Genomic DNA, 25,440 nt, shown 5'->3' on the forward strand with positions numbered 1-25,440 from the left:
ACGGACCCGCCATGATGGAGGGCATGTCCGCGATCGACACTGCGAGGGTTGTCCTGCTGCGGCACGGGGAAACCGCCTGGTCCAAGGTGCGCCGCCACACCGGACGCGCCGATGTACCGCTGACCGAGGTGGGTGAGGAGCAGGCCGCGGCGGCCGGCCCGCTGATCGCCGCTCTCGGCCTGCGTGATCCGCTGGTGCGCACGAGTCCGCGCCGCCGCGCCGTGCACACCGCGAAACTGGCCGGATTCGTCGGCGCCGAGATCGATGAGGATCTGGCGGAATGGGATTACGGCGAGTACGAGGGTCTGACCACACCGCAGATCCGCGAACGTGATCCTGGCTGGACCATCTTCACCGGCGCGGTGCCGGGCGGCGAGTCGGCGGCGCAGGTGCGCGACCGCGCGGACCGGGTACTCGCCGGGGTCTCGGCGGTACTGCCGGAACGCGATGTGATCCTCGTCGGACACGGGCATTTCTCTCGGGTCCTGATCGCCCGCTGGGCCGAATTCGAGGTGCGCGACGGACGCCGCTTCACCATGTCGACCGGGGCCAGCAGTGTGCTCGGCTACGAGCATGGCGGCCGAACCATCTTGACGCACAATCTGATTCCGAGGCCGAAGGGATGTCCGGCATGATGTCACCGACCTCGGGAGCCGAGATCCGGCGCGCCGCCGAATCCGACGTGCCCGCCCTGGTCGGGCTGGTCCACGACCTCGCCGAGTACGAAAAGGCCGCCGCCGACTGCACTCTCACCGAGGAGCAGTTGCGCACCGCGCTGTTCGGCTCCGCCCCCGCGCTTTTCGCGCACGTGGTGCGCGCGGAGTCGGCAATTGTGGGCTGTGCCATATGGTTTCTGAACTTCTCGACCTGGAAGGGCGTGCACGGCATCTATCTGGAGGATCTGTACGTGCGCCCGGAGTGCCGGGGGCGCGGTTACGGCAAGGCCCTGCTCGCGGCCCTCGCCGCGGAGGCGGTGGACAGGGGCTACGGTCGGGTCGACTGGTCGGTGCTGACCTGGAACGCCCCGTCGATCGCCTTCTACGAATCCATCGGCGCCGTCCACCAGCGGGAGTGGACCGGTTACCGGCTGACCGGTCCCGCCCTGCGCGCGCTGGCTGCGGAAACATCCTGACCCGCGGGCGAGTTGGGAAGACCATGCGTGTGAATGTGCCGGACGGCTGGCCGGAAACCGAGTCGGCGGCGATCGCCCTCCAGGACACGTTGCGTCCGCTGGTCGATCCCACCGATCCGCGACCGCCGGACTTCCGTACCGTCGCGGGCGTCGATTCCGCCTATGACCAGTCGGGTGTGGTGGCGGCCGCCGCGGTGCTGCTGGACGGGCGGACCCTCCAGACCGTCGCCGCGGCCGTCGCGCATGGCACGACGAGCTTCCCGTACGTACCCGGACTGCTGGCCTTTCGTGAACTCCCGACCACGCTGCGGGCGCTGGAGCGGCTCGACGGCACCCCCGACCTGTTGATCTGCGACGGTCAGGGCCGCGCGCATCCGCGCCGCTTCGGTCTGGCCTGCCACCTGGGCATTCTGGTGGGCATCCCGACGATCGGGGTGGCCAAGAACGCCTGGGGCGACTACGCCGAACCCGGACCCGATCGCGGCGCGATGTCCGATATCCGCATGGACGGTGAGGTGGTCGGGCGGGTGCTTCGGACCCGGTCCGGGGTGAAGCCGCTGTTCGTCTCGGTGGGCCACCTCATCGATCTCGACACCGCGTGCGACCAGGTGCTGGCGCTGACCCCGCACTATCGCCAGCCGGAGACCACCCGGCAGGCCGACCAGATGTGCCGCCGCGCGTTGCGCGAGGCGGTGGCGCGCCGCGACCGGCTCGGCGCGACCCCGTGACCGCCTAATCCGGTTCGACGCCGTATTCCTGGGCCATCCAGCGGTTGGAGGCGGGGGTGAACAGCAGTACCAGCGTGGCGATCGCCACCACGCCGAGTAGCGCGCCGTATACCGGTTGGTGGGAATCGGTGAGCAGGGACCAGGACACCGGCAGCAGCAGGATCTGGGCGATGGTCGCGATGGCGCGTCCCCACCGTCGTCCGAGCAGCAGTCCGAGGCCCGCGGCCAGCACCGCGCCGCCGAGGAGGCCGAACCACGCGGCGGTGCCGTATCCGCTGGTCTGGCTCTGGTCGTGGCCGAGCAGCCCGCGCACCACCAGGACCACGGCGACGATCACCGCGACCGCGCCTTCCAGCGCGACCAGTCCACCCGCGCCACGTACCGTCGCGGGCGCACCGCCCGCCTTCTCGCCACTGTCGACCACGCGCCAAGCCTACGAGTACGCGCACGGACCGCGCCGCCCCGGGGATGTGGGCCTATCCCGCCGCCCGAGCAACGGCTTTTCAGATGACCGGCCCGCGCCGATTAGGCTTCCAAGCGTGCGGACCCTGTTGATCGTGAATCCGAATGCCACCTCGACCACGCCTGCGACCAGGGATCTGCTGGCCCACGCGCTGGAGAGCCGCACTCAGCTCACGGTCGCGCACACCCAGCACCGCGGCCACGCGGCGGAATTGGCGCAGTGGGCCTCGACCAACGAAATGGATCTGATCGTCGTGCACGGCGGTGACGGCACGGTGAACGAGACCATCAATGGATTCCTGCCGCTGCCGCAGGTCGACGACGGCGGCGCCTGGCTGCCGCGCCTCGGCGTCATTCCGGGCGGGTCGGCGAATGTGTTCGCGCGGGCGCTCGGCATCTCCCCCGATCCGGTGACCGCGACGAATCAATTGATCGACCTGCTGACCCTCGACAGCGACCGGCGAATCGGACTCGGCCTCGCCGATGACCGCTGGTTCACCTTCAGCGCGGGTGTCGGGCTCGACGCCGATGTGTGCGAGGCCATCGACGCCGGCCGCGCCAACGGTCACGCCGCCACTCCCGGGCGTTATATTCGAACAACTGTGCGACAATTTTTCCGGGCAAAAGGGAAGGCGCCGACCGTACGGATCGAAATACCCGGATTCGATCCGGTCGACGAGGTGTATTACGCCTTCATAACGAACGCGAGTCCGTGGACCTACCTGAACTCGACCCCGGTGCACACGAACCCGGGCACGACGTTCGAGACCGGCCTCGGCGTGTTCGCCGTGCGGTCGATGGCCATCCTGCCCACATTGTCGCTCACCCGCCAACTCCTGTCCGCCGATGGAAATCCCAAGGCGAGCAACCTGTTTCGGGAAGACGATGTGCCCTCGGTGCGCGTCGAGGCCACCGAACCCATCGGACTGCAAATCGACGGCGACTTTATCGGGAAGCGAAACGTGGTGGATTTCACGTCGGTACCCGAGGTACTCGAGGTTGTCGCCCCGCGTCCGCGACGGTGAGGAAACACCCCCGAAAACATCGGAGTTGTGCTGCGAAAACCCGGTAGACCGAGTACAAAGGACCGGGCAGGCTCCCCATGCGGGCGCCTTCAGAGCGTGAGCTTCCCCACGGTGCGCTGTAGACCTATTGACATCTACGGTGTTCGTGAAAGCATTCACAAGCAACCGTGCGGAAACATTCGAGTCGCACAAGTGAACGAACCACAAACCATCGGCGCCCTTTGCGGCGCCCAGCAAAGGAGCAGAGGAATGGACTGGCGCCACAAGGCCATCTGTCGCGACGAGGACCCCGAGCTGTTCTTCCCGGTGGGTAACAGCGGTCCCGCGCTCGCGCAGATTGCCGATGCCAAGCTGGTCTGCGCTCGCTGCCCCGTTACTGCCGATTGCCTGTCCTGGGCCCTGAAGTCCGGGCAGGATGCCGGCGTGTGGGGTGGTATGAGCGAGGACGAGCGTCGCGCGCTCAAGCGTCGCAACGCGCGCACCCGCACGCGCACCGTCGTCTGATTCGACGACGAGCGTTGCCGGACCATTCAGGCCCGGCAACGCATTTCGGCCCGGCATCCCTTGGGTGCCGGGCTCAATTGTTCTCAATGCCCTCAATTGCCCCAGTGGCCACGTCAATTCCTGAAAGGCACGCGGCGAATACCGCGGGGGCGGAGAGTTCCGGTTCAGCGCGCGGAACGACGCCCGAGCGGAACGCGCAACACCGCATCCGTTCCGACATCGGCGCCGGGATGCAATCCGATCGAACCGCCCAATTCGGCGGTAACGAGCGTGCGCACGATCTGCAATCCGAGCCGATCCGATGCCTCGAGACTGAAACCGGGCGGCAGACCGCGGCCGTCGTCGCTGATGATGACGTCCAGCCAACGCGCCGAACGCTCGGAACGTATTGTCACCGTGCCGTTTTCGCCCGAATCGAAGGCGTGCTCGATGGCGTTCTGCACCAATTCGGTGAGCACCATCACCAATGGGGTGGCGCGTTCGGCCGAGAACACCCCGAGCGATCCGGCCCGACGCACCTTGATCCGCGTGGTGTGCACGGTGGCGACATCGGCCATGATCGGCAGCAGCCGGTCCACGACCTCGTCGAGGTCGACCTCCTCGTCCACCGACATCGACAGCATCTCGTGCACCGAGGCGATCGAGGTGACGCGGCGCACCGACTCGGTCAGCGCGACCTGCGCCTCCTCGTTCTCGGTGCGCCGGGCTTGCAGGCGCAGCAGCGCGGCCACGGTCTGGAGGTTGTTCTTGACCCGGTGGTGGATCTCCCGGATGGTCGCATCCTTGCTGAGCAGCGCGCGATCGCGGCGCTTGACCTCGGTGACATCGCGCACCAGCACGGCCGCGCCGGCCAGTTCACCGTGCGGTCGCAGCACCAGCGTGCGCAGCAGGACCGTGGCACCGCGCGCCTCCACCTCCATGCGTCTGCCGGTGCGCCCGGCCAGCGCGGCCTGGATGTCGCCGACCACTTCTTGCGCGTCGAACGGGTCGGTGATCAACGACCGGGTGGTGACGGCCAGGTCCTGTCCGGCCAGATCGGCCTGTAATCCCATGCGGTGATAGGCCGACAGGGCGTTGGGACTGGCGTAGACCACGGTGCCGTCGGTGTCGAGCCGAATGAAACCGTCGCCCGCCCGCGGACTCGAATGCGTGGCGGCCCGATCCTCGGTCGTCGGGAACGTGCCGTCGGCGATCATCTGGCACAGGTCGTCGGCGCAGGCCACGTAGGCGATCTCGAGCGTGCTGCGCACCCGCGAACGCTGCACGTCGGTGTCGCGGCTGAGCACCGCGATCACGTCGTCGCCGCAGCGCACCGGGATGGCCTCGCGAATGGCGTGCACCGGGTACGGGTGATAGACGCCCTTGGTCTCGCCATCGCTGTCGGCGCGCACGATCTGCCCGCTGGTCAGCGCGTCGAAGACCTGGGGATGATCGCCGTGCGAGGCCGTGGTGCCGACCTTGTCCTCGATGTGCACCGTCGCCGCGGTGGTGGGACGACACTGAGCGACGCAGACCACATCGGCGCCGTCGGTGATCGGTCCCGCGCCGACCCACAGCAGAAGATCGGCGAAGGACAGGTCCGCGAGCAACTGCCAGTCCCCCACCACCCGTTGTAAGTGGTCGACGGCGACGCCGGGTAGGTCGGTGTGTTCGGCGAGTAGCTCACTCAGTGTCGACACGGTCGATGCGCCGCCGACTCAGGAGATGACGGCGATGAGATCGCCCTGCTGTAGGACCTGTCCCGGAGCGACGGCGATCGAGGTGATCTCGCCTTCGATCTCGGTGAGCACCGGGATCTCCATCTTCATCGATTCGAGCAGCACCAGAGTCTGGTCGATCCGCACCGTGTCCCCCACCGCGACCTCGACCGTGAGGACGGTCGACACCATCTCCGCGCGCACTTCCTCAGCCATGACACCCCATTCGTTCCGTTCGGCCTGTATCCGCTGACGGTACAGCCAACCACACGTGAAAGAATGTCCTTCGTTCAGATGTGGTCCCCGCACCGTCGGGGAGGATCGGGAGGTCTACCGAATGGGTAAGCGCGGACGGAAGAAGCGTAGCCGCAAGGGAAATGCGGCGAACCACGGCAAGCGGCCCAACGCCTGATTCGCCGCCGTCGACAGACCGGGCGGCCCGCCCTTCCACCCGGAAGTGCGGGCCGCTCGGTGTTCGGGGCGCGGCCGGTATCAGCCTTCGGTGGACTCGAATCGCACGGTTATCGACTTGCGGATCTCCAGGGTCAGCCGATCACGCAGCGCGTCGGGCGCGCGGTCGCCGCCGCACTTGCGGCTGAGCAGACCCTTGATCTTCTCCTCGATACCGTATGCCTCGATACACGGGGAACAGTGATCCATGTGATGGCGCAACCGAGCCCGCGTCGCTTCGTCGCATTCGCCGTCGAGCATCAGCCACACATCCGCGAGCACCGCCGTGCAATCGAGTTCCATATCGGGGTCCCGCTCGCTCACTGCTTGACCTCCTGGCGATCACTCCGGTTGAACCCGCGCTCGCGCGCCACATCGGCGAGCAAACCCTTCAGCTGCTTACGGCCGCGATGCAGCCGGGACATCACCGTACCGATCGGAGTGCCCATGATGTCGGCGATTTCCTTGTACGGAAAACCTTCCACATCGGCGTAATACACCGCCATGCGGAATTCCTCGGGCAATTCTTGGAGCGCGGTCTTGATGTCGTCGTCGGGCAGCGCGTCGAGCGCCTCCACCTCGGCCGAGCGCAGACCCGTCGAACTGTGCTCCGCCGTCGCGGCGAGCTGCCAGTCGGTGATCTCGTCGGTCGGATACTGCGCGGGCTGGCGCTGCTTCTTGCGATAGGAGTTGATGTAGGTGTTGGTCAGGATCCGGTAGAGCCAGGCACGCAGGTTGGTGCCCTCCTTGAAGGATTTGAAGCCCTGGAAAGCCTTGACGTAGGTCTCCTGCACCAGATCCTCGGCGTCCGCGGGATTTCTGGTCATGCGCAGGGCCGCGCCGTAGAGCTGGTCGAGCATCGGGAGCGCGTCGCGCTCGAAGCGGCGAGCCAACTCTGCGTCGTCGGCAGGCGCCGCCGCCACGCCCTCGTCGAGCGCGGGGCCGACCGTGCCCTCGGTCACCACGTCGTCATCGCTCGTCACACCTGTCCCTTCGATCGGCGTACCTGCCAAATCTACCGGCAAGTGCGAATCGAGGGATACGCGCGGGTACGACGGCCCCGTCGCGGTCGATACCGGATGTTCTTCGAGCAGTACGGGCACCGACATCTCTCCTTCACGTCGTGCGCGGCCGGAAACCCCACCGGCTTTCTCGGGGACGGATTTCCGCGCGTCCTGTATCCGCATGCAACATGTGCGGCTCCCGCTGTGTTCCCTCGGCGACGGGGCCGTCCGCGGCCCACCTCGCTAGGGTGACCCGCATGGCAGGCGCTTCCACTCCCGCGATCCGCGCGCTGCACGCGGCCGCGATCGCGCACCGCGTGCACACCTTCACCCACGACGCGCGCAGCGACTCCTACGGCGCCGAGGCCGTCGACGCGCTCGCCGCCCGGCTCGGGGTAGCGCCCGCCCAGGTCTTCAAGACCCTGGTGATCGAGCTGTCCACCGGCGCGCTCGCGGTGGCCGTGTTACCGGTGCCGAATTCGCTGTCGTTCAAGGCCGCGGCCGCCGCGCTCGGCGCGCCGAAGGCCGCGATGGCCGATCGCGCGGCGGCCGAACGCGCGACCGGTTACGTGCTCGGCGGCATCTCGCCGCTTGGTCAGCGTCGGCGTCTGCCGACCGTCGTCGACGCCTCGGCTCCGACCTGGGATCGCGTTCTGTGCAGTGCGGGCCGACGCGGACTCGAGGTCGACCTCGCCCCCGCGGACCTGATCCGCCTCACCGGTGCGGTGACCGCGCCGATCACGGCCTGAACCATCCGAGAACCGCGGTCGCGCCGAATGGCTCTACGGCGCCGCCGCCGGGGCGTCACCCGCTCAGCGAGATCCATCGTCGGCCGACCCGAGGAGTGATGCGACATGACGTTCCCGCACCGATGCCTGCGTACCGCCGCCGTCACCGCGATCGCCGCGGCGGCGCTCGGATTCGGCCCGGCGACGCTGGTACCCGCGGCCGCCGCACCGGTCGAGCGGATCCCGGTGAGCGGCCCGTTCGACGGACTCGACGGCGGCGCGCCCGACGCCGAGCCGCACGACAAGCGGGCCGAGAAGGCCGAGAAATTCGGCGGCGAACTGGTCACCGAGGTCATCGACCTGATCACGGGCGTGGTCACCTGCGGTCTGAATATCGCGACCGACAGCGTGAAATGCCGCCTCTGACCCGCCGGTGCGCGGCCGGGCAGGTCAGAGCAGGCTGATCTGCCCTGCCCGCTCGGCTCCGCCGCCGGAACCACTCGCGGGGGCCAATAGTTCGGGTCCGTTGTTCTTGACGCTGTTCACCAGCTGCGAGACCGGCCGGGACACGATATCGGCCACGTCCTCCGGCGCCGGGGTGCGCAGCAGTTCGGCGGGGGCGGGATGGTCGGGATCGAGCCAGGCGTCCCAGTGTTCGCGTGACATCGGCAACGGCATGCGGTCGTGGATCCTGGTGAGTTCGCCAACGGCGTCGGTGGTGAGGATCGTGCACGAGAGCAATGGGGCGCTGTCCGGCAGTGCGCGGTCGCGCCAGATCGACCACAGTCCGGCCATGTACAGCCGCGACCCGTCGGCGTTGGACATGTAGTAGGGGGACTTGACGGCTTTGCCCTTTCCCTTGCCCGCGCCCGTTGCCGCCGCGTCGGGCTCGACGAGCCATTCGTACCAGCCGTCCATGGGCACCAGACAGCGCCGGTACTTCACGGCGTCGCGGAAGGAGGGGGTGGTGGCCGCGGTGTCGGCGCGCGCGTTGAAAAGCGGCTTGCCCTTCACCGGCACACCGGGTTCGGCGACCTTGGTCCAGACCGGGATCAGGCCCCATCGCATGCGCCGTATCCGCAGGGTGGGCGCGTCGTCGGGGTGGTCGCGGTCGTGGCGTCGCACGACCGTGAGGACCTGGGTGGTGGGGGCGACGTTGTAGTTGGTGAAGGCCGCGCCGCCGGATTCCCCGGTCTCGTCGACGGCGTCCAGTTCGACCGCCAGCCTGCCGGGATTCGTAGTGGTGGCATAACGTCCGCACATGGATTCGATCCTGCCATCCCGCACCGACGACCCCGGGAAAATTGACGCCATTGTGGTGACCTGTTGAGAGTTTTGGCCTAACATTCTCTCAAATGCGCACCGACCGGTCGAACCAAGGCTAGAGGAGATTTCCACCGTGACAACCACCGAGACCACACCCGCCGCACCGGACACGGCTCTGAAGTCGGTCGATCCGGCAACGGGCGCGGTCATCGCGACATACACCATCGATGACGAGGACGCGGTGCGCGCGGCCGTCGCCAAGGCGCGCACGGCCGCCGCCACCTGGGGTTCGCTGAGTTTCGACGACCGCCGCAGGTACCTGCTGCGCTGGTCGAGCCGCTTGGTCGCCGATTCCGAGGAGTTCTGCGAACTCATCCACAAGGAGAACGGCAAGCCGATCGACGACGCCTTCCTCGAACTGATGCTCGCCCTCGAGCACATCGCCTGGGCGGCCAAGAACGCCAAGAAGCTGCTCTCGCCGAAGAAGATCTCCCCCGGCGCGATGATGGCGAACTTCTCCGCCCGCCTCGAACAGCGCCCGCTCGGCGTGGTCGGCGTCATCGGACCGTGGAACTACCCCGTCTACACCCCCAACGGCTCCATCGCCTACGCGCTGGCCGCGGGCAACACCGTGGTGTTCAAGCCGAGTGAATACTCCACCGGCATCGGCAATTTCCTCGCCGACGCCTTCAAGAAGGCCAACCCGGACCTGCCCGACGGCGTCTTCGAGACCATCAACGGCTATGGCGCGACAGGCGCGGCACTGGTCCGCTCCGGCGTGGACAAGATCGCCTTCACCGGGTCAACCGCGACCGGTAAGCGCATCATGGCCGACGCCGCCGCGACCCTGACCCCGGTGCTGCTCGAATGCGGCGGCAAGGACGCGGTCATCGTCGCCGCCGACGCCGACGTGAAGGCCGCCGCCGACGCCGTCGCCTGGGGCGCCACCGCCAACAGCGGCCAGACCTGCGCGGGCGTGGAGCGCGTCTACGTCGACCGCGCGGTGCGCGAGGAGTTCGTCGCCGAGGTCAAGCGCATCCTGTCCGACGTCAAGCCCGGTTCCGACGGCAAGGCTTCCTACGGTCCCATGACCATGCCGAGCCAGATCGACATCGTGCGCCGCCATATCGACGACGCGCTGAAGAACGGCGGCACCGCGGTCCTCGGCGGCCCGGACTCCATCAAGGGACCCTTCATCGAGCCGGTCGTGCTGGTCGACGTGGACGAGAACTCCGAGGCCGTCGCCGAGGAGACCTTCGGCCCGACCGTCACCATCCGCACCGTCGACGGCGTGGACGAGGCCGTCGAACTGGCCAACAACTCCAAGTACGGCCTGTCCTCGGCGGTCTACTCCAAGAACCACGGACTCGAGATCGCGCGGCGACTGCGGGTTGGCGCCACCTCGGTCAACTCGGTGCTGGCCTTCGGCGCCATCGCGGGTCTGCCCTTCGGCGGCGTCGGCGATTCCGGTATCGGCCGCATCCACGGCGAGCCGGGGCTGCGCGAGTTCACCCGCCTGCACTCCATCGCGGTGCAGAGGTTCGCCATCCCGGGCATGGCGCTGATGAGCTACGCGCGCACCGACTCCACGATGAACCTGCTGCGCAAGATGGTGCCGTTCCTGCACGGTCGGCACAAGTAGTCCGATCGCCGCGCCTACGGGGGACACGGGTCCCCCCGTAGGTCTCGAATACCCACCGGTTCACGACCGCCCGCGTGTCCGGTCCGACGATGGGCGAAGATGGACCTGTGACTTTTTGGCCAGCGCCCCACGTCGATGTCCCCGTCCACGCGACCGTCACCCTGCCCGGATCCAAATCCATCACCAATCGCGCCCTGATCCTGGCGGCGCTCGCCGACGGGCCCTCGATGATCACGGGGGCGCTGCGCAGCCGCGACACCGATCTCATGATCGCGGCGCTGCGCACCCTCGGCGCGCGAGTCGAGGGCGATGGTGACGAACTGACGGTCACTCCCGCGCCGCTGGGCGGCGGCGCGGTGCACTGTGGCCTCGCGGGCACGGTCATGCGTTTTCTGCCGCCTGTGGCCACGCTGGCCCACGGCGAGGTGTCCTTCGACGGCGACGCCCAGGCCCGGGTGCGCCCGCTGCGCACGATCCTGGACGCCCTGCGCGGACTCGGCGCGCGCATCGACGGCGACACACTGCCCTTCGTCGTCCACGGCGCGGGCGGCCTGCGCGGCGGCGCGGTCACCATCGACGCCTCCGGTTCCTCCCAGTTCGTCTCGGGACTGCTGCTCTCGGCGGCCCGCTTCGACGAGGGCCTGACCGTGCACCACGACGGCAAGGCGCTGCCGTCGATGCCCCATATCGAGATGACCGTGGAGATGCTGCGCCGCGCCGACGTCAAGGTGCAGTCACCCGCCGACAGCCGCAAGGCCCAGACCTGGGTCGTTAGCCCCGGACCGATCCGCGCGGTGGACTGGGAGGTCGAACCGGACCTGTCGAACGCGACACCGTTCCTCGCGGCGGCGGCGGTCACCGGCGGCGAGGTCAGCATTCCGCACTGGCCGCGCCTGACCACCCAGCCCGGTGACGTCATCCGCGAGATACTGGTGCGCATGGGCGCCGAAGCGCGCGTCTTCGACGGCGTGCTGACCGTGCGCGGCCCCGAACGCCTTGCGGGCATCGATATCGACCTGCACGACGTGGGTGAGCTGACCCCGACGGTGGCGGCGCTGGCCGCGCTGGCCGATTCGTCGTCCCGGCTGCGTGGGATCGCCCACTTGCGCGGCCACGAGACCGACCGGCTCGCGGCGCTCTCGACCGAGATCAACCGACTCGGCGGCAAGGTCACCGAGACCGAGGACGGCCTCGAGATCGTGCCCGCCCCGCTGCACGGCGGCCGCTGGCACTCCTACGCCGACCACCGGATGGCGACCGCGGGCGCGATCCTGGGATTGCGGGTGCCCGAAATCGAGATCGAGGACATCGGCACCACCGCCAAGACACTGCCGAATTTCGTAGCGCTGTGGGAGCGGATGCTCGACCCGGCGCTATCCGGGCGCGGAGCGAGCCGCTGAGCGAGCACGGCACGGTGCGCGCCGGGGGCCGCCGACCGTGAGCCGGGGGCGGGCGGCGGCCAGCTACGACGAGTCCGACGTACGGGTCCGTCCTGGACGGAGTTCACGTCCGCGCACCAAGACCCGGCCCCGGCACGGCGACGCCGAATCCGCCATGGTGGTCTCGGTCGACCGCGGACGCTGGGGATGCGTGCTCGACGGCGACCCGAACCGCCACCTCGTGGCCATGCGCGCCCGCGAACTCGGCCGGACCCCGATCGTGGTGGGCGATCGGGTCGACGTGGTCGGCGATCTGTCGGGCGCCACCGACACGCTCGCGCGCATCGTCCGGGTGGCCGAGCGCACCACGGTGCTGCGCCGTACCGCCGACGACACCGATCCCTTCGAGCGAATCGTGGTCGCCAACGCCGAACAGCTCTTCATCGTGGTCGCGCTGGCCGATCCGCCGCCGCGCACCGGATTCGTCGAGCGGGCCATGGTCGCGGCCTACGCCGGTGGGCTGCAACCGATTCTGTGCCTGACCAAACACGATCTGGCGGCGGATTCCGAATTCGCCTCCGCCTTCGATGATCTCGATCTCACCATCGTCTACGGCGGCATCGACGACCCGATCGGTCCCGTCACCGATCTGCTCGACGGCACGCTCACCGCCTTCATCGGCCACTCCGGGGTCGGCAAGTCGACATTGGTGAATCGTCTTGTGCCCAAGGCGGACCGGGCGGTCGGGGTGGTGTCCGGCGTCGGCAAGGGCAAGCACACCTCGACCCAGTCCGTGGCATTGGCGCTGCCCGGCGGCGGCTGGGTCATCGACACGCCCGGCGTGCGATCCTTCGGCCTGGCCCACATCACCCCCGACGACGTCATCGCCGCCTTCGACGATCTGTCCGCCGCCATCGAGGACTGCCCGCGCGGCTGCACTCACCTCGGCCCGCCCACCGACCCGGAATGCGCACTGGACAACCTGCCCGGCAAGCAACGTCGGGTGGCGGCCATCCGCCTGCTGCTGACCGCGCTGAACTCCAACGACCCCTGGTGAGTCCGCGCGGTCAGAGCGTGGGTTCGAAGCCGTGCTTGCGGGCCATATCTGCCCAGACGACGCGGGGATCGGGGAATTGGCGTGTCAGGGTGCGGGATTCGAGACGGTGGGCGGCGCGGGCGGCGGCCAGGGTGCTGATGTAGCGGTAGAGGACCAGCAGGGCCACGATCGCGCATACGGCGATGAGCCAGCGTTGTTCGTGCCAACGGAGCGCGACGAATACGCACGCGGCGACCAGGGTGGCCGCGACGACGCTCGCCCAGCCGAGATAGCCGAGGGTGCGCAGGATCAGGGCGCGGCGGTGGGCTCGCCGGAAGATGGCATACCATGACTCGGCCTCGCCGACGAGGATGTCGGCGCGTTCGGGATTCTCGACCGGTAGCGCGGATTCCAGCCGGTCGCGCCAGATCCAGTAGCCCTGCTCGGTGAACGGGGGGTCGTCGCGCCGAGAGTCCTTCGCAACCATGTCATGCAAGGTACTTCCTCGCGCGATCGGTATGGGGACCGCCCGGTACGGATGGCGTCTATCCGACTTCGAATCGATGTGGACTCGGTGAGTCCCGACCATTCGCCCGCCCGAGCCCCAACGATTTCCGACGCCGCCGCGAAATCAGCTATTGACCAGCACTTTCCGCTAACGTCTCGCCCGCCTGAACGCGACGGTTCATCCCGGCTCCGTCGAGTCCCATCGACCCGCAGAGGAAGAATGCGCACGATTCTGGTCACCGCCCTCGCCACCGCCGCGTTCGTTGTGGGCGGGACGCACGATGGAGTCGCCGCGCCGCATCCGCCCACCGGCAATGCCGCGGGCGCTGCCGATTCCGCTACCCCGCGCAATCCCGCCGACCTGCAATTCCTCGAGCAGATCGACTACGACGACAGGGATTACGCCACCCAGGACGCCGCCATCGAATTGGCCCGTGCCGAATGCGCGTTCCTCGACTCGCACGGCAACACACCTTACAACCGGACGCGACTGGCCGAGATCACCCGACGCGCGGTGCGGTACCCGTACCTGTTCCTGGAGGCGGCGGTACGGGCGATCTGCCCGTGGAACCGCCTCTGATCAACACCCGCGAATACGACAGAAGGCGCCCGGACCGTGGTCGCGGGCGCCTCCGGCCGAATGGTCAGCCGCGGCGGCGGCTCTTGGGCGGCCGATTCGACTTGGCCTGCGCGCGCGCCGCTTCCCGGCGTTCGCGGCGGGTGGTGCCGACGGATTCTCCGCCGTACTCCTGCGCGTCGTTGTGGACCTCCGCACGACCGCCGTCGTCGGGACCGGCGGGACCCGAGTAGCTGTAACCGTGCGGGCGCGAATCGTCGATTCCCTTGGCGCGCAGGGCCGCGGGCACGGCGCCATTGGTGGCGGGCGCCTCCTCGGTGGGCAGCGGACGCGGCGCGCCCGCCCCAACGGGCGACCGCAGACCGGGATCGACCGAAACGCCCTGCGGCTGCGGCTGCTGCACCTCGACCTGGAGGTTGAACAGGAAGCCGACCGACTCCTCCTTCAACCCCTCCAGCATCGCGGAGAACATGTCGAAACCCTCGCGCTGGTATTCGACGAGCGGATCGCGCTGCGCCATGGCGCGCAGGCCGATGCCCTCCTTGAGATAGTCCATCTCGTAGAGGTGTTCACGCCACTTGCGGTCGAGCACCGAAAGCAGCACCTGACGTTCCAGATTGCGCATCGAGCCGTCGCCCGCGAGACCGTCGATCTCCTGTTCGCGCTTGGCGTAGGCGGCGTGCGCGTCGTCGAGCAAAGCCTCGGTCAGTTCGTCCTTGGTGAGATCGCCTGCCTCGCCGACCTCGGTCTCACCGGTCAGTTCCCTGGCGTCCAGACTCACCGGATACAGCGTCTTGAGCGCGGTCCACAGCTTGTCCAGATCCCAGTCCTCGACGTAGCCCTCGGCGGTGGCGCCGTCCACGTAGGCGGTGATCACGTCGGTGATCATCTCCTGGACCTGGCCCTCCATGTCCTCGCCGCGCAGAATCCGGTTCCGCTCGCCGTAGATGATGGTGCGCTGCTGGTTCATGACCTCGTCGTACTTGAGGACGTTCTTGCGGATCTCGAAGTTCTGCTGCTCGACCTGGGTCTGCGCGCTCTTGATGGCGCGGGAGACCATCTTCGCCTCGATCGGCACATCGTCGGGCAGGCTGAGCCTGGTCATGATGGCCTCGAGCGCCGCGCCGTTGAACCGCCGCATCAACTCGTCACCCAGCGAGAGGTAGAACCGCGACTCGCCCGGGTCGCCCTGACGGCCGGAGCGACCGCGCAGCTGGTTGTCGATACGCCGCGACTCGTGCCGCTCGGTGCCGAGCACGTAGAGCCCGCCCGCCTCGCGCACGGCCTCGGCGTCCCGCTCGGTCTGCGCCTTGACCTGTTCCAGCGCGGAATGCCACGCGGCCTCGTACTGGTCGGGGGTCTCGACCGGGTCGAGGCCCTCCTTGCGCAGCAGGATGTCGGCGATGATGTCCGGGTTGCCGCCGAGCACGATATCGGTACCGCGACCGGCCATATTGGTGGCGACGGTGACCGCGCCGGGCCGGCCGGCCTCGGCGATGATCTCGGCTTCCTTCTCGTGGAACTTCGCGTTCAGCACGTTGTGCGGAATGCCGCGCTTGGTGAACTGCTTGGACAGGTACTCCGAGCGCTCGACGCTGGTCGTGCCGATGAGCACCGGCTGGCCCTTCTCGTGCCGCTCGGTGACGTCGTCGACCACGGCGGCGAACTTGGCCTCTTCGGTCTTGTAGATCAAGTCGGACTGATCCGCGCGGACCATCGGCCGGTTGGTCGGGATCGGGACGACGCCGAGGTTGTAGATCGAATGCAGCTCGGCCGCCTCGGTTTCGGCCGTACCGGTCATACCGGACAACTTTTCGTAGAGGCGGAAGTAGTTCTGGAGGGTGATCGTGGCCAGGGTCTGGTTCTCCGGCTGGATCTCGACGCCTTCCTTGGCCTCGATCGCCTGGTGCATACCCTCGTTGTAGCGGCGCCCGACGAGGATGCGGCCGGTGAACTCGTCGACGATCACGACCTCGCCGTCGCGGACGATGTAGTCCTTGTCGCGTATGTAGAGTTCCTTGGCCTTGATGGCATTGTTCAGATAGCTGACCAGCGGCGAGTTGGCCGCCTCGTAGAGGTTGTCGATGCCGAGCTGGTCCTCGACGTACTCGACGCCCGCCTCGTGCACGCCGATGGTGCGCTTCTTGATGTCGACCTCGTAGTGCACGTCCTTCTTCAGCAGCGGCGCGATGCGCGCGAATTCGGCGTACCACTTGGAGGATGCGTCGGCCGGACCCGAGATGATCAGCGGGGTACGCGCCTCGTCGATGAGAATCGAGTCGACCTCGTCGACCACGGCGAAGTTGTGCCCGCGCTGGACCAGATCGTCGAGCGAGTGGGTCATGTTGTCGCGCAGGTAGTCGAAGCCGAACTCGTTGTTGGTGCCGTAGGTGATGTCGGCGGCGTAGGACTGACGGCGCTGCGCCGGATTCATCCCGCCGAGGATCACGCCGACCTCGAGTCCGAGGAAGCGGTGCACGCGGCCCATCCATTCCGCGTCGCGCTTGGCCAGGTAGTCGTTGACCGTGACGACGTGCACGCCGTCGCCGGAGAGCGCGTTGAGGTAAGCGGGCAGCACACAGGTGAGGGTCTTGCCCTCACCTGTCTTCATCTCGGCGATATTGCCGAGGTGCAGCGCCGCGCCGCCCATGATCTGTACCTTGTAGTGCTTCTGGTTGAGTACCCGCCACGACGCCTCGCGGGCCACGGCGAACGCCTCGAGCAGCAGGTCGTCGAGGGTCTCGCCGTCGGCGAAGCGCTCCTTGAACTCCTCGGTCTTGGCGCGCAGTTCGGCGTCGGTGAGCAGTTCGATCTCCGGCCCGAGGGCGAGGACTTCGTCCGCGAGGTGGGCCAGCCGCTTGACGATGCGGCCCTCACCAATCCGTAGCAACCTCGTCAGTGTCAGCGCAGGCACGGGTCTCGTCAGTCCTCTGGTCGTGGTGTCATCTGGTTGCCATGTTAATGCGGCACCCATGCTAGGCGGCGGTGACCAGCGCGGTGCCGCGCGCCCGAGTGGTCATCGCGCCGAGCGGGCGGGCTTTCCCTCACGGTACTCGTCACCGGCGACGGCGCGACCCCAGCTTGCCCATACCCGATCGCGGCCCGCTCCCATACGATGTACGACAGAGGCGGTCCGCGGAACCGCCGCGCCGGTGGCGCGGATGAGGGAATGCGCCCATTTCGCTTGATATGCCACAAGAGCGCCTACGGTTCGTTGCAACGCATCACAATGAGGCCGAGACGGCGGGCGGCGGAAGGAGCACCTGGCAGCGTGATCACGAGACTGACGCCGCAGGACGCGGCGTTCTATCGACTCGAGTCGAGCAGCAACCCGATCCATATCGGGTCACTCGCGATCGTCCGCGACACCGACGACGAACCGCCGCTGAACTACGACCGTCTCGTCGACCTGGTCGAGAGCCGCCTCGCGCTGGTCCCCCGCTATCGCCGCAAGGTACGCGAAATCCCGCTCGGCCTCGGCAGACCGGTCTGGGTGGAGGACAGCCGCTTCGACATCACCTATCACATCCGCCGCTCCGCGCTGCCGAGTCCGGGCACCGACGGGCAACTGCACGAGCTGGTCGCGCGGCTGGCCTCGCGACCGCTGGACCAGAGCAGACCGCTGTGGGAGATGTATCTCATCGAGGGCCTGTCCGACGGGCGCAGCGCCGTCTTCACCAAGACCCATTCGGCGCTGGTCGACGGTGACAGCGCGCTCGAGATCGGCCATGTGATCCTCGATACGAGTCCGTCGCCGCGCGAACTCGCCGACGACGCCTGGGTCGCGCCGCGCGAACCCAACGAGATGGAACTGCTGGTCGGCGCGCTCGGCCATCTGGCAGCGCAGCCGCGCGAGGCCATCGACGTGGTGCGCGGAGCGGGCGCCGACGCCTTCGCCATGGTCGCCGCGGCGGGCCGCGCGGTGGACTCGGTCGTCTCGGCGGTGCGGGCCGCGACCGCGAGCGCGCCGGATAGCCCCCTGAACGCCAAGACCTCGCGCAGCCGCCGCTTCGACGTGGTCCGCACCGATCTCGAGGACTACCGCACCATCCGCAAACGCTTCGACTGCTCGATCAACGACGCGATACTGGCCGTGGTCACCGGCGCGCTGCGCAACTGGCTGCTCTCGCGCGACGAGGCGCTCACCGAACAGACAACCCTGCGCGCGGTGGTGCCGATGTCGGTCTACGTCGAGGATCTCGAGGGCGAGCAGGCCAAGCCCGCGGGCGAGGTGTCCTCGTTCCTGCTCGATCTTCCTGTCGGCGAATCGAATCCGGTGATCCGGCTGTCCCACATCAAGCACGCCACCGAGGCCAACAGCAAACAGCGCCGCGGCGTGCGCGCCCGGACCCTGGTGCATCTGGCCGGCTTCGCGCCCGCGAGCCTGCACGCGATGAGCGTGCGCGCGGCGAGTACGTTCGCGGAGCACATGTTCAACTTGGTCATCACCAACGCGCCGGGTCCGCAGGCGCCGATGTACATCGGCGGTGCGCGGATGCTGGAGATGTATCCGGTGTCGCCGCTGCTGCGCAATCAGGCGTCGAGTATCGGGATCACGTCCTACGACGGGCACGTCTTCTACGGACTCAACGCCGACCGCGACGCGATGGCCGATATCGACGTGCTCGCCGCGTCGGTGCACGAATCCATGGAGGAGATGCTCGGTGCCTGCGCCTGACAACGGCACGTCCGACCACCGCACCACGCGGGTCTATATCCCGGCGACGGTGCCACTGCTGCGCCGTCTGGTCGCCGACCGGGAGATGTTCCCGCTCGGCGGCACCGCCTTCGCGGTGACGCCCGCGCTGCGCGAGGCATACGCCTCCGGCGACGACGAGGAGTTGGCCGAGGTCGCCATGATCGAGGCCGCCCGCGCCTCGCTGCGACTGCTGGCCGCCGACCGCGAGGACTACGCGAGGGCCGCCGAACCCGAGGGCGACGAGCCCGCGGCCGCGAGCCCGGTGTACCGGCGCGCGGTGATCGCGGCCGACGTGCCCGGGGTGAAACCGCGGCCGGACCTCGACGACGCCGTGGTCAAATTGTCCGGCCCGCTGCTGTACCGCCAGATCGCCTCGGTCCATGTCGACCTCGCCGAGGCCGAACCGGAGGTCGCCAAGGCCGTCGACGTGGTCGATGCCGCCGACCTGGGCGACACCGATGCCGAATTCGTGCTGGGCGACGCCGAGGACCACCAGCTGGCCTGGTACGCCGCCCAGGAGTTGCCGTTCCTGCTCGAACTGCTCTGACGGGCCGGTCGGCACCGGCCTGCCACGCTCCGCCCGAACCTACGATGCCGTAACCTAGCGTGCGAGACGGCCTCCGACGGCGGCCGCCGGAACAGAGAGACGAACGGCATCGCATGGTCTTCAAGAATGTCCGCGAATGGCTCGAGGCCCCGGCCGCGAGTGTCGCCGAGCGCGGCGGTCGGCTCAACGTCCTGCGCGGCGCTGTCGCGCGGGTCACCACGCCGCTGCTGCCCGACGACTACCTGCACTTGGCCAACCCGCTGTGGTCGGCGCGGGAACTGCGCGGGCGCATCGTGGACGTGCGCGAGGAGACCGCCGATTCGGCCACGTTGGTGATCAAGCCGGGCTGGGGTTTCGATTTCAAGTACCGGCCCGGCCAGTACATCGGCATCGGCATACTGGTGGACGGGCGCTGGCACTGGCGCTCGTATTCGCTGACCTGTCCACCGAACTGGACCGATCCCGGCAGCGGTAAGCGGCTGATCTCCATCGCGGTGAAGGCCATGCCGGAGGGTTTCCTGTCCTCGCATCTGGTCGGCGGCGTCAAGCCCGGCACCATCGTGCGGCTCCAGGCCCCGCAGGGCGGCTTCGTCCTGCCCGATCCCCCGCCGTCGCGCGTGCTGTTCCTCACCGCGGGCAGCGGTATCACCCCGGTGATGGCGATGCTGCGGGCGATGGACCGGCGCGATCAGGTCACCGATGTGGTGCATCTGCATTCGGCCCGCACCGCCGACGACGTGATGTTCGGCCGCGAGCTGCGAGATCTGCACGACCGGCATCCGAGTTTCACCTCCCATGTGCATCTCACCGCCGAGCAGGGCAAGTTCGCGCTGAGCGACCTGGACGCCACGGTCCCGGATTGGCGTGCCCGCGAGACCTGGGCCTGCGGTCCCGCGGCCATGCTCGATGACATCGAATCGCATTGGCGCGCGGCGGATCTGTCGCAGCGGCTGCACGTGGAACGCTTCGAGATCGAACGTTCCGCGGCGGGCGAGGGCGGTACGGTCACCTTCGGCCGCTCCGCGCGCACCGCCGAGGTCGACGGCGCGACGAGTCTGCTCGAGGCCGGCGAATCGGTGGGGGTGCAGATGCCGTTCGGCTGCCGCATGGGCATCTGTCAAACCTGTGTGGTCACAATCACTTCCGGCCATACGCGCGACCTGCGCAACGGCGACGAGCGCAGGGAGGGCGACAAGGTCCAGACCTGCATCTCCGCCGCCGCGGGTGATTGCGCTCTCGATATCTGACACCGATCGCCGGGTGCCGGGCCTGCCGCGGGACACCGTGCCCGCGCGACCCGCCGTCGACCGTGACCACGGGTACCCTCGTGGTATCCGAGCCAGAGAAGGGACTCCGGTGGCCATCACCGACATCAAAGCATTCGCCCACCTGACGGCCGCCGACATCGAGACCCTCGGGCAGGAACTCGACAGCATCCGGCGGTCGGTCGAACTGTCGCGAGGCGAACGCGACGCGAGATACATCCGCCGCACCATCGCGGCGCAGCGCGGACTCGAAGTGGCCGCGCGCGCGATCCTGTTCGGCAGCCGCAATCGCTGGGCCTGGCTGGCGGGCACCGCGATGCTGTCGGTGGCCAAGATCATCGAGAACATGGAGCTCGGCCACAACATCAGCCACGGCCAGTGGGACTGGATGAACGATCCCGAGATCCACTCGGGCACCTGGGAGTGGGACCAGACCGGCCCGTCGGCGCAGTGGCGGCGCGCGCACAACTACTCCCATCACACCTACACCAATGTGCTGGGCAAGGACGAGGATCTCGGCTTCGGCATCCTGCGCATGACCCGCGACGAGCAGTGGCGCCCGCTGCACCTGGCGCAGCCGGTGGCCAATCTGGTGCTCGCCGCGACTTTCGAGTGGGGGATCGCGCTGCACGACTGGAGCATCGACAAGGACCTGTCGAACGTGCCTCGCCGAGATCTGCTGTCCGTGCCGAATCGTGAGTTCGGCCGCAAGATCGCCCGTCAGGTCGGCAAGGACTTCGTGATCTACCCGGCGCTGACGGGTCCGGCGTGGAAGTCGACGCTCAAGGCCAACGCGACGGCGAACCTGGTGCGCAATCTGTGGGCCTACGCGGTCATCTTCTGCGGCCACTTCCCCGACGGCGCGGAGAAGTTCACCGTCGAGCAACTCGAGGGCGAGACCCAGGCGGAATGGTATCTGCGGCAGATGCTCGGCAGCGCCAACTTCGACGCGGGCCCCGCGATGGCGTTCATGAGCGGCAACCTCTGCTATCAGATCGAACACCACCTGTTCCCGGATCTGCCCAGCAACCGCTACGCCGAGATCTCGACGCGGGTGCGCGAACTGTGCGACAAGTACGATCTGCCCTACACCACCGGGTCCCTCGGCAAGCAGTATCTGCTGGCATTCCGCACGATTCACAAGCTGGCCCTGCCGGATCGCTTCCTCAAGCGCACCGCCGACGACGCCCCCGAGACCTCCTCCGAACGCAAGTTCGCCGGGATCACCCTGCCCTCGCTGTCGGACAATCACCGGGTCGTGGTCGATGGCGAGACCGGGCGGCGGCGCGGGCTGCGCTCGGCGCTGGCCGAGGTGAAGGCGGTGCTGCGTGAGAAGGCCGAGCACGAGAAGCAGGTACTTCGCGAGGCGAAGCAGGCGCTGAAGGACAAGGCCCGCCAGGAAGGCGAGCTGCTGCGCGAGGCAGGAGCGGCCTGGCAGGAGCGGGCGACCGAGCAGGCCGCCCGGCGCCGGAAATCAGGCGGCCGGCGCAAGGCGCGGTGATTGCCACGCCATTACCTACGCCACCGTAACCTACGGTAGTGTAACCGGCATGGCGATATCCGATGTCAAGGAGTACGCGCATCTCACCGAGGCCGATGTGGAGGCGCTCGGTGCGGAGTTCGACGCGATCAGGAGAGAGATCGAATCCTCGCGCGGCGCGCGGGACGCGCGTTACATCCGCAATGTCATCCGATTGCAGCGCGCACTCGAGATCAGTGGGCGCACCGTTCTTTTCGCCAGTTTCCTCCCGCCCGCCTGGCTGGCGGGCGTTGCCCTGCTGAGCACCGCCAAGATCATCGAGAACATGGAGATCGGGCACAATGTGATGCACGGTCAATGGGATTGGATGAACGATCCCGAAATCCATTCCAGCTCCTGGGAATGGGACAACACCGGCCCGGCCAAGCACTGGAAGCAGACCCACAACTACCTGCACCACAAGTACACCAACGTCCTCGGCATGGACGACGACATCGGCTACGGCCTGCTGCGCGTCACCCGCGACCAGCGGTGGAAGCCGTTCAACCTGGGCAACCCGGTCTACAACCTGCTGCTGCAACTGTTCTTCGAATACGGCGTCGCCATCCAGCATCTGGAGTTGGGCAAGCTCGCGGCCGGCCGGTACCCGCACGGGTCGCCCGAACGCGCCGAATTCGAACGTAAGCGCGGTGAGGTGCTCGTCAAGATCGGCAAGCAGGTCGGCAAGGACTACCTGCTGTTCCCGCTGCTGACCGGACCGGCCTTCTTCACCACCCTCACCGCGAATATCGCCGCCAATATGGTGCGAAATGTGTGGACCAACGCGGTGATCTTCTGCGGTCATTTCCCGGACGGCGCCGAGAAGTTCACCAAGGCCGATATCGACGGCGAGACGCGCAGCGAGTGGTACCTGCGTCAGATGCTGGGCAGCGCCAATATCTCCGGCGGACCGGTCATGCATTTCATGACCGGCAATCTCAGCCACCAGATCGAGCACCACCTGTTCCCCGACCTGCCGAGCAATCGCTACGCCGATATCGCGGTGCGGGTGCGGGCACTGGCCGAGAAATACGATCTGCCCTACACCACCGGATCGTTGCCGGTGCAGTACTTCAAGGCATGGCGCACGATTCTCAAACTGGCCCTGCCGAATAAGTACCTTCACCACACCGCCGACGACGCACCCGAAACCGCCTCGGAACGCAGATTCGGCGGCGACACCGCCCCAAGTTTCGATCCGGTCACCGGCAAGCGGCGCGGACTGCGCACGGCGCTGGCGCAGGGCCGCCGCCGCATCGCCCGCGCGGTCCCCATCGGCTGATCCGCACCCGCGCCTGATTGACTTGGCGCGTGTATGCCGATCAGATGACCGTCTACGAAGCCATTCGGACGCGCCGCGACGTGCGCGCGGAATTCACGGGGGAACTCGTGGACGAGGCCACGCTGTGGCGCATACTCGATGCCGCCCATCGCGCGCCGAGCGTGGGCAATTCGCAGCCGTGGGATTTCGTGGTGGTTCGCGAACCGGAGACGCTGCGCCGATTCGCCGCGCACGTGGGCGAACAGCGCGTCGCCTTCCGTGACGCGCTGCCTTCCGAGCGCGCCGCGACCTTCGAGCCGATCAAGATCGAGGGTGTGTCCGAGAGCGGCACCGGCATCGTGGTCACCTACGACGACGCGCGCGGCGGTCCACATGTGCTCGGTCGCGCCACCGTCGCCGAAACCGGCGTCTACTCCGCGGTTCTGGCCATCCAGAATCTGTGGCTGGCCGCGACGGCCGAAGGCGTCGGCGTCGGCTGGGTGTCCTTCTACGATCCGCGGTTCCTGGCCGAGTTGATCGGGCTGCCCGCCGACATCCGCCCGGTCGCCTGGCTGTGCGTCGGCCCGGTGCACGGTTTCCGCACCGTGCCCGATCTGGAACGCTTCGGGTGGCGCGCCGGTCGCCCGCTGACCGACGCGGTACACCGCGAGACCTTCGGTCCGCGCGGGACCGGCTAGGCGTTCAGACGCGTTCCATGACCGCGGAGGCGCCGATGCCGCCCGCCGCACAGATGCCGAGCAGTGCGGCGGACTTGTCCCCGCGCGCCAATTCGTTGGCGACGGTGGTGACCATCCTGGCTCCGGTGGCGCCGAACGGGTGACCGAGCGCTACCGAGCCGCCGTGCACATTGAGGATCTCCGTATCCACTTCGCCGACCGCGGTATCCCGGTCGAGGCGGCTCTTGGCCCACTCGTCGCTGCCGAGCGCGCGCAGCACCGCAAGGGTCTGGGCGGCGAACGCCTCGTGGATATCCACGAGATCGACGTCGGCGAGCGACATCCCGGCCTTGTCCAGTGCCCTCGGCATGGAGATGGCCGGGCCGATGAGTACCTGATCGGCGGGGTCGACGCTGACGTAGCTCCACGAGCGGAATGCGGCCAACGGGCGGAAACCTAGGGCGCGCGCGGCGTCCTCGCTCATCAGCAGCACCGCCGACGCGCCGTCGGTGAGTGGACTGGCATTGCCCGCGGTGACACTGCCGTCCGCGGCGAACACCGGCGCGAGCCGTGCCAGCTTCTCGACACTCGTGTCTGCGCGGACCAATCCGTCGCGGTCGATATCGACGCCTTGCGGGGTACGCACCCGCAGCACCTCGTCGTCGAAGCGTCCGGTATCGATGGCCGCGGCCGCCCGCCGATGCGAGCGCGCCGCGAATTCGTCTTGTTCGGCGCGGGTCACCCCGTGAATGCGCGCCATCTTCTCGGCCGATTCGCCCATCACCTCGCCGGTGGTGCGTTCGGCGATGCGCGGCCTGGTCGGCAGCAGATCGGTGAAGGGGGCCAGTTGCCGGATCGCGGACAGGTAGTCGCCCGGTTTCGGCCTGCCCAGTGCCAGCGGCGCGCCCGCGTGCACGAGTTTCTGCGGCAGTTTCACCTCGGCGTTGCTGGTCGAATCACTGCCGCCCGCGATCATGACGTCGTATTCGCCGCGTTCGATGGCGGCGACCGCGGAGGTCACCGCTTGCAGACCCGAGGCGCACGCGCGGGTGACGGTGTAGCCTTCGCATCCCGGATCGAGTCGCAGATCGAGCGCGATCTCGCGCGCGATGTTCGGCGCCGCGCTGGGCAGGATCACCCCGCCCCAGACGATGGCCTGCACCCGTTCGTCCGCCAATCCGGTCCGATCGAGCAGACCGCGCACGGCGGCGCCCGCCAACGCGATGGAGTCCATCCGCGTGTAGTCGGTGAAGGCCCGCAGGAACGGCGTGCGAGCACCGGAGACGACGACGGCACGGCGAGCACCCTTGGTAGCCATGCGAATTCCTTCCGAGA

The 25,440-nt window shown here is 68.0% G+C and carries 27 protein-coding genes; 18 read left to right on the forward strand and 9 right to left on the reverse strand.

What is annotated here, in order from left to right; translation table 11 throughout:
• Positions 1–23: 23 nt before the first annotated feature.
• From APZ21_RS21455 to APZ21_RS21465, 3 genes are read left to right on the forward strand one after another with little or no spacing between them, the layout of a single operon-like run.
• On the forward strand, positions 24–635 hold the full coding sequence (locus tag APZ21_RS21455; protein WP_054815155.1) for an acid phosphatase: 612 nt from the start codon (positions 24–26) through the stop codon (positions 633–635).
• Positions 635–1,132, forward strand: coding sequence for a GNAT family N-acetyltransferase (locus tag APZ21_RS21460; RefSeq protein WP_054815156.1), 498 nt, complete (start codon positions 635–637; stop codon positions 1,130–1,132). Before APZ21_RS21455 ends, APZ21_RS21460 begins: the two co-directional genes overlap by 1 nt.
• Before the next feature lie 23 nt (positions 1,133–1,155).
• Positions 1,156–1,860 (forward strand): endonuclease V, encoded by a 705-nt coding sequence (locus APZ21_RS21465; RefSeq protein ID WP_054815073.1) that lies wholly within the window; start codon positions 1,156–1,158, stop codon positions 1,858–1,860.
• A 4-nt stretch (positions 1,861–1,864) separates the two neighbouring features.
• Here APZ21_RS21465 and APZ21_RS21470 read toward each other — a convergent pair whose 3' ends face one another.
• Positions 1,865–2,284, reverse strand: a complete 420-nt coding sequence (locus APZ21_RS21470) for a hypothetical protein (protein ID WP_054815074.1) — start codon at positions 2,282–2,284, stop codon at positions 1,865–1,867.
• A 115-nt stretch (positions 2,285–2,399) separates the two neighbouring features.
• Here APZ21_RS21470 and APZ21_RS21475 point away from each other — a divergent pair, with 115 nt between their 5' ends.
• Both APZ21_RS21475 and APZ21_RS21480 read left to right on the forward strand, forming a co-directional pair.
• On the forward strand, positions 2,400–3,347 hold the full coding sequence (locus APZ21_RS21475) for a diacylglycerol/lipid kinase family protein (RefSeq protein WP_054815075.1): 948 nt from the start codon (positions 2,400–2,402) through the stop codon (positions 3,345–3,347).
• A gap of 249 nt (positions 3,348–3,596) precedes the next feature.
• On the forward strand, positions 3,597–3,851 hold the full coding sequence (locus APZ21_RS21480) for a WhiB family transcriptional regulator (protein WP_011211115.1): 255 nt from the start codon (positions 3,597–3,599) through the stop codon (positions 3,849–3,851).
• Between the two features lie 164 nt (positions 3,852–4,015).
• On the opposite strand, the gene APZ21_RS21485 is transcribed toward APZ21_RS21480, so the two are convergent.
• Together APZ21_RS21485 and APZ21_RS21490 are read right to left on the reverse strand one after the other, a co-directional pair.
• Positions 4,016–5,530 carry a sensor histidine kinase gene (locus tag APZ21_RS21485; RefSeq protein ID WP_054815076.1) on the reverse strand — a complete coding sequence of 505 codons (1,515 nt, stop codon included), beginning with the start codon at positions 5,528–5,530 and terminating at the stop codon, positions 4,016–4,018.
• Between the two features lie 18 nt (positions 5,531–5,548).
• On the reverse strand, positions 5,549–5,764 hold the full coding sequence (locus APZ21_RS21490) for a biotin/lipoyl-binding carrier protein (RefSeq protein WP_054815077.1): 216 nt from the start codon (positions 5,762–5,764) through the stop codon (positions 5,549–5,551).
• A gap of 121 nt (positions 5,765–5,885) precedes the next feature.
• Here APZ21_RS21490 and APZ21_RS36455 point away from each other — a divergent pair, with 121 nt between their 5' ends.
• Positions 5,886–5,960, forward strand: a complete 75-nt coding sequence (locus APZ21_RS36455) for a 50S ribosomal protein bL37 (protein ID WP_022597109.1) — start codon at positions 5,886–5,888, stop codon at positions 5,958–5,960.
• A gap of 80 nt (positions 5,961–6,040) precedes the next feature.
• On the opposite strand, the gene rsrA is transcribed toward APZ21_RS36455, so the two are convergent.
• Positions 6,041–6,322, reverse strand: a complete 282-nt coding sequence (rsrA, locus tag APZ21_RS21495; protein ID WP_054815078.1) for a mycothiol system anti-sigma-R factor — start codon at positions 6,320–6,322, stop codon at positions 6,041–6,043.
• Positions 6,319–7,107, reverse strand: a complete 789-nt coding sequence (locus APZ21_RS21500) for a sigma-70 family RNA polymerase sigma factor (protein WP_443093695.1) — start codon at positions 7,105–7,107, stop codon at positions 6,319–6,321. Before APZ21_RS21500 ends, rsrA begins: the two co-directional genes overlap by 4 nt.
• A gap of 152 nt (positions 7,108–7,259) precedes the next feature.
• On the opposite strand from APZ21_RS21500, the gene ybaK reads away from it, so the two are divergent.
• Together ybaK and APZ21_RS21510 are read left to right on the forward strand one after the other, a co-directional pair.
• On the forward strand, positions 7,260–7,751 hold the full coding sequence (gene ybaK / locus APZ21_RS21505) for a Cys-tRNA(Pro) deacylase (RefSeq protein WP_054815079.1): 492 nt from the start codon (positions 7,260–7,262) through the stop codon (positions 7,749–7,751).
• A 105-nt stretch (positions 7,752–7,856) separates the two neighbouring features.
• The gene (locus tag APZ21_RS21510; RefSeq protein ID WP_054815080.1) at positions 7,857–8,156 is read left to right on the forward strand and encodes a hypothetical protein; all 300 of its coding nucleotides are present in this window, start codon (positions 7,857–7,859) and stop codon (positions 8,154–8,156) included.
• Between the two features lie 24 nt (positions 8,157–8,180).
• Here the strand turns inward: APZ21_RS21510 and APZ21_RS21515 are convergent, their stop codons facing one another.
• Positions 8,181–8,993 (reverse strand): SOS response-associated peptidase, encoded by an 813-nt coding sequence (locus APZ21_RS21515; protein ID WP_054815081.1) that lies wholly within the window; start codon positions 8,991–8,993, stop codon positions 8,181–8,183.
• A gap of 136 nt (positions 8,994–9,129) precedes the next feature.
• On the opposite strand from APZ21_RS21515, the gene APZ21_RS21520 reads away from it, so the two are divergent.
• The 3 genes from APZ21_RS21520 to rsgA all read left to right on the forward strand — a co-directional run bounded on the left by APZ21_RS21520 (position 9,130) and on the right by rsgA (position 13,074).
• Positions 9,130–10,638: an aldehyde dehydrogenase family protein gene (locus APZ21_RS21520; protein WP_054815082.1), complete on the forward strand. Its 1,509-nt coding sequence runs from the start codon at positions 9,130–9,132 to the stop codon at positions 10,636–10,638.
• 89 nt (positions 10,639–10,727) lie between these two features.
• Positions 10,728–12,038, forward strand: a complete 1,311-nt coding sequence (gene aroA, locus APZ21_RS21525; RefSeq protein ID WP_054815158.1) for a 3-phosphoshikimate 1-carboxyvinyltransferase — start codon at positions 10,728–10,730, stop codon at positions 12,036–12,038.
• Between the two features lie 37 nt (positions 12,039–12,075).
• Positions 12,076–13,074, forward strand: a complete 999-nt coding sequence (gene rsgA / locus APZ21_RS21530; protein ID WP_054815083.1) for a ribosome small subunit-dependent GTPase A — start codon at positions 12,076–12,078, stop codon at positions 13,072–13,074.
• 10 nt (positions 13,075–13,084) lie between these two features.
• On the opposite strand, the gene APZ21_RS21535 is transcribed toward rsgA, so the two are convergent.
• Complete coding sequence (locus APZ21_RS21535; RefSeq protein WP_054815084.1) at positions 13,085–13,540, reverse strand: hypothetical protein; 456 nt, start codon at positions 13,538–13,540, stop codon at positions 13,085–13,087.
• Positions 13,541–13,780: 240 nt separating this feature from the next.
• Between APZ21_RS21535 and APZ21_RS34830 the strand changes: the two genes are divergently transcribed.
• Positions 13,781–14,140 carry a DUF732 domain-containing protein gene (locus tag APZ21_RS34830; RefSeq protein ID WP_054815085.1) on the forward strand — a complete coding sequence of 120 codons (360 nt, stop codon included), beginning with the start codon at positions 13,781–13,783 and terminating at the stop codon, positions 14,138–14,140.
• Positions 14,141–14,204: 64 nt separating this feature from the next.
• Here the strand turns inward: APZ21_RS34830 and secA are convergent, their stop codons facing one another.
• Positions 14,205–17,051: a preprotein translocase subunit SecA gene (gene secA, locus APZ21_RS21545; protein ID WP_054815086.1), complete on the reverse strand. Its 2,847-nt coding sequence runs from the start codon at positions 17,049–17,051 to the stop codon at positions 14,205–14,207.
• A 357-nt stretch (positions 17,052–17,408) separates the two neighbouring features.
• Between secA and APZ21_RS21550 the strand changes: the two genes are divergently transcribed.
• The 6 genes from APZ21_RS21550 (at position 17,409) to bluB (ending at position 24,126) form a co-directional block, all read left to right on the forward strand.
• Positions 17,409–18,815, forward strand: coding sequence for a WS/DGAT/MGAT family O-acyltransferase (locus tag APZ21_RS21550; protein ID WP_156371248.1), 1,407 nt, complete (start codon positions 17,409–17,411; stop codon positions 18,813–18,815).
• A gap of 85 nt (positions 18,816–18,900) precedes the next feature.
• Positions 18,901–19,383 (forward strand): DUF6912 family protein, encoded by a 483-nt coding sequence (locus APZ21_RS21555; protein WP_239476754.1) that lies wholly within the window; start codon positions 18,901–18,903, stop codon positions 19,381–19,383.
• Between the two features lie 113 nt (positions 19,384–19,496).
• Positions 19,497–20,630, forward strand: coding sequence for a ferredoxin reductase (locus APZ21_RS21560; RefSeq protein WP_054815089.1), 1,134 nt, complete (start codon positions 19,497–19,499; stop codon positions 20,628–20,630).
• A gap of 109 nt (positions 20,631–20,739) precedes the next feature.
• Complete coding sequence (locus APZ21_RS21565) at positions 20,740–22,149, forward strand: fatty acid desaturase family protein (protein ID WP_054815090.1); 1,410 nt, start codon at positions 20,740–20,742, stop codon at positions 22,147–22,149.
• A 49-nt stretch (positions 22,150–22,198) separates the two neighbouring features.
• Positions 22,199–23,449, forward strand: coding sequence for a fatty acid desaturase family protein (locus tag APZ21_RS21570; RefSeq protein ID WP_054815091.1), 1,251 nt, complete (start codon positions 22,199–22,201; stop codon positions 23,447–23,449).
• A gap of 44 nt (positions 23,450–23,493) precedes the next feature.
• Entirely contained in the window at positions 23,494–24,126 is a 633-nt protein-coding gene (gene bluB / locus APZ21_RS21575) for a 5,6-dimethylbenzimidazole synthase (RefSeq protein WP_054815159.1), read from the forward strand.
• A gap of 4 nt (positions 24,127–24,130) precedes the next feature.
• On the opposite strand, the gene APZ21_RS21580 is transcribed toward bluB, so the two are convergent.
• Entirely contained in the window at positions 24,131–25,423 is a 1,293-nt protein-coding gene (locus APZ21_RS21580) for an acetyl-CoA C-acyltransferase (RefSeq protein ID WP_054815092.1), read from the reverse strand.
• Between the last annotated feature and the right edge of the window lie 17 nt (positions 25,424–25,440).

This window comes from Nocardia arizonensis (assembly GCF_001310275.1).
Taxonomy (GTDB): Bacteria; Actinomycetota; Actinomycetes; order Mycobacteriales; family Mycobacteriaceae; genus Nocardia; species Nocardia arizonensis.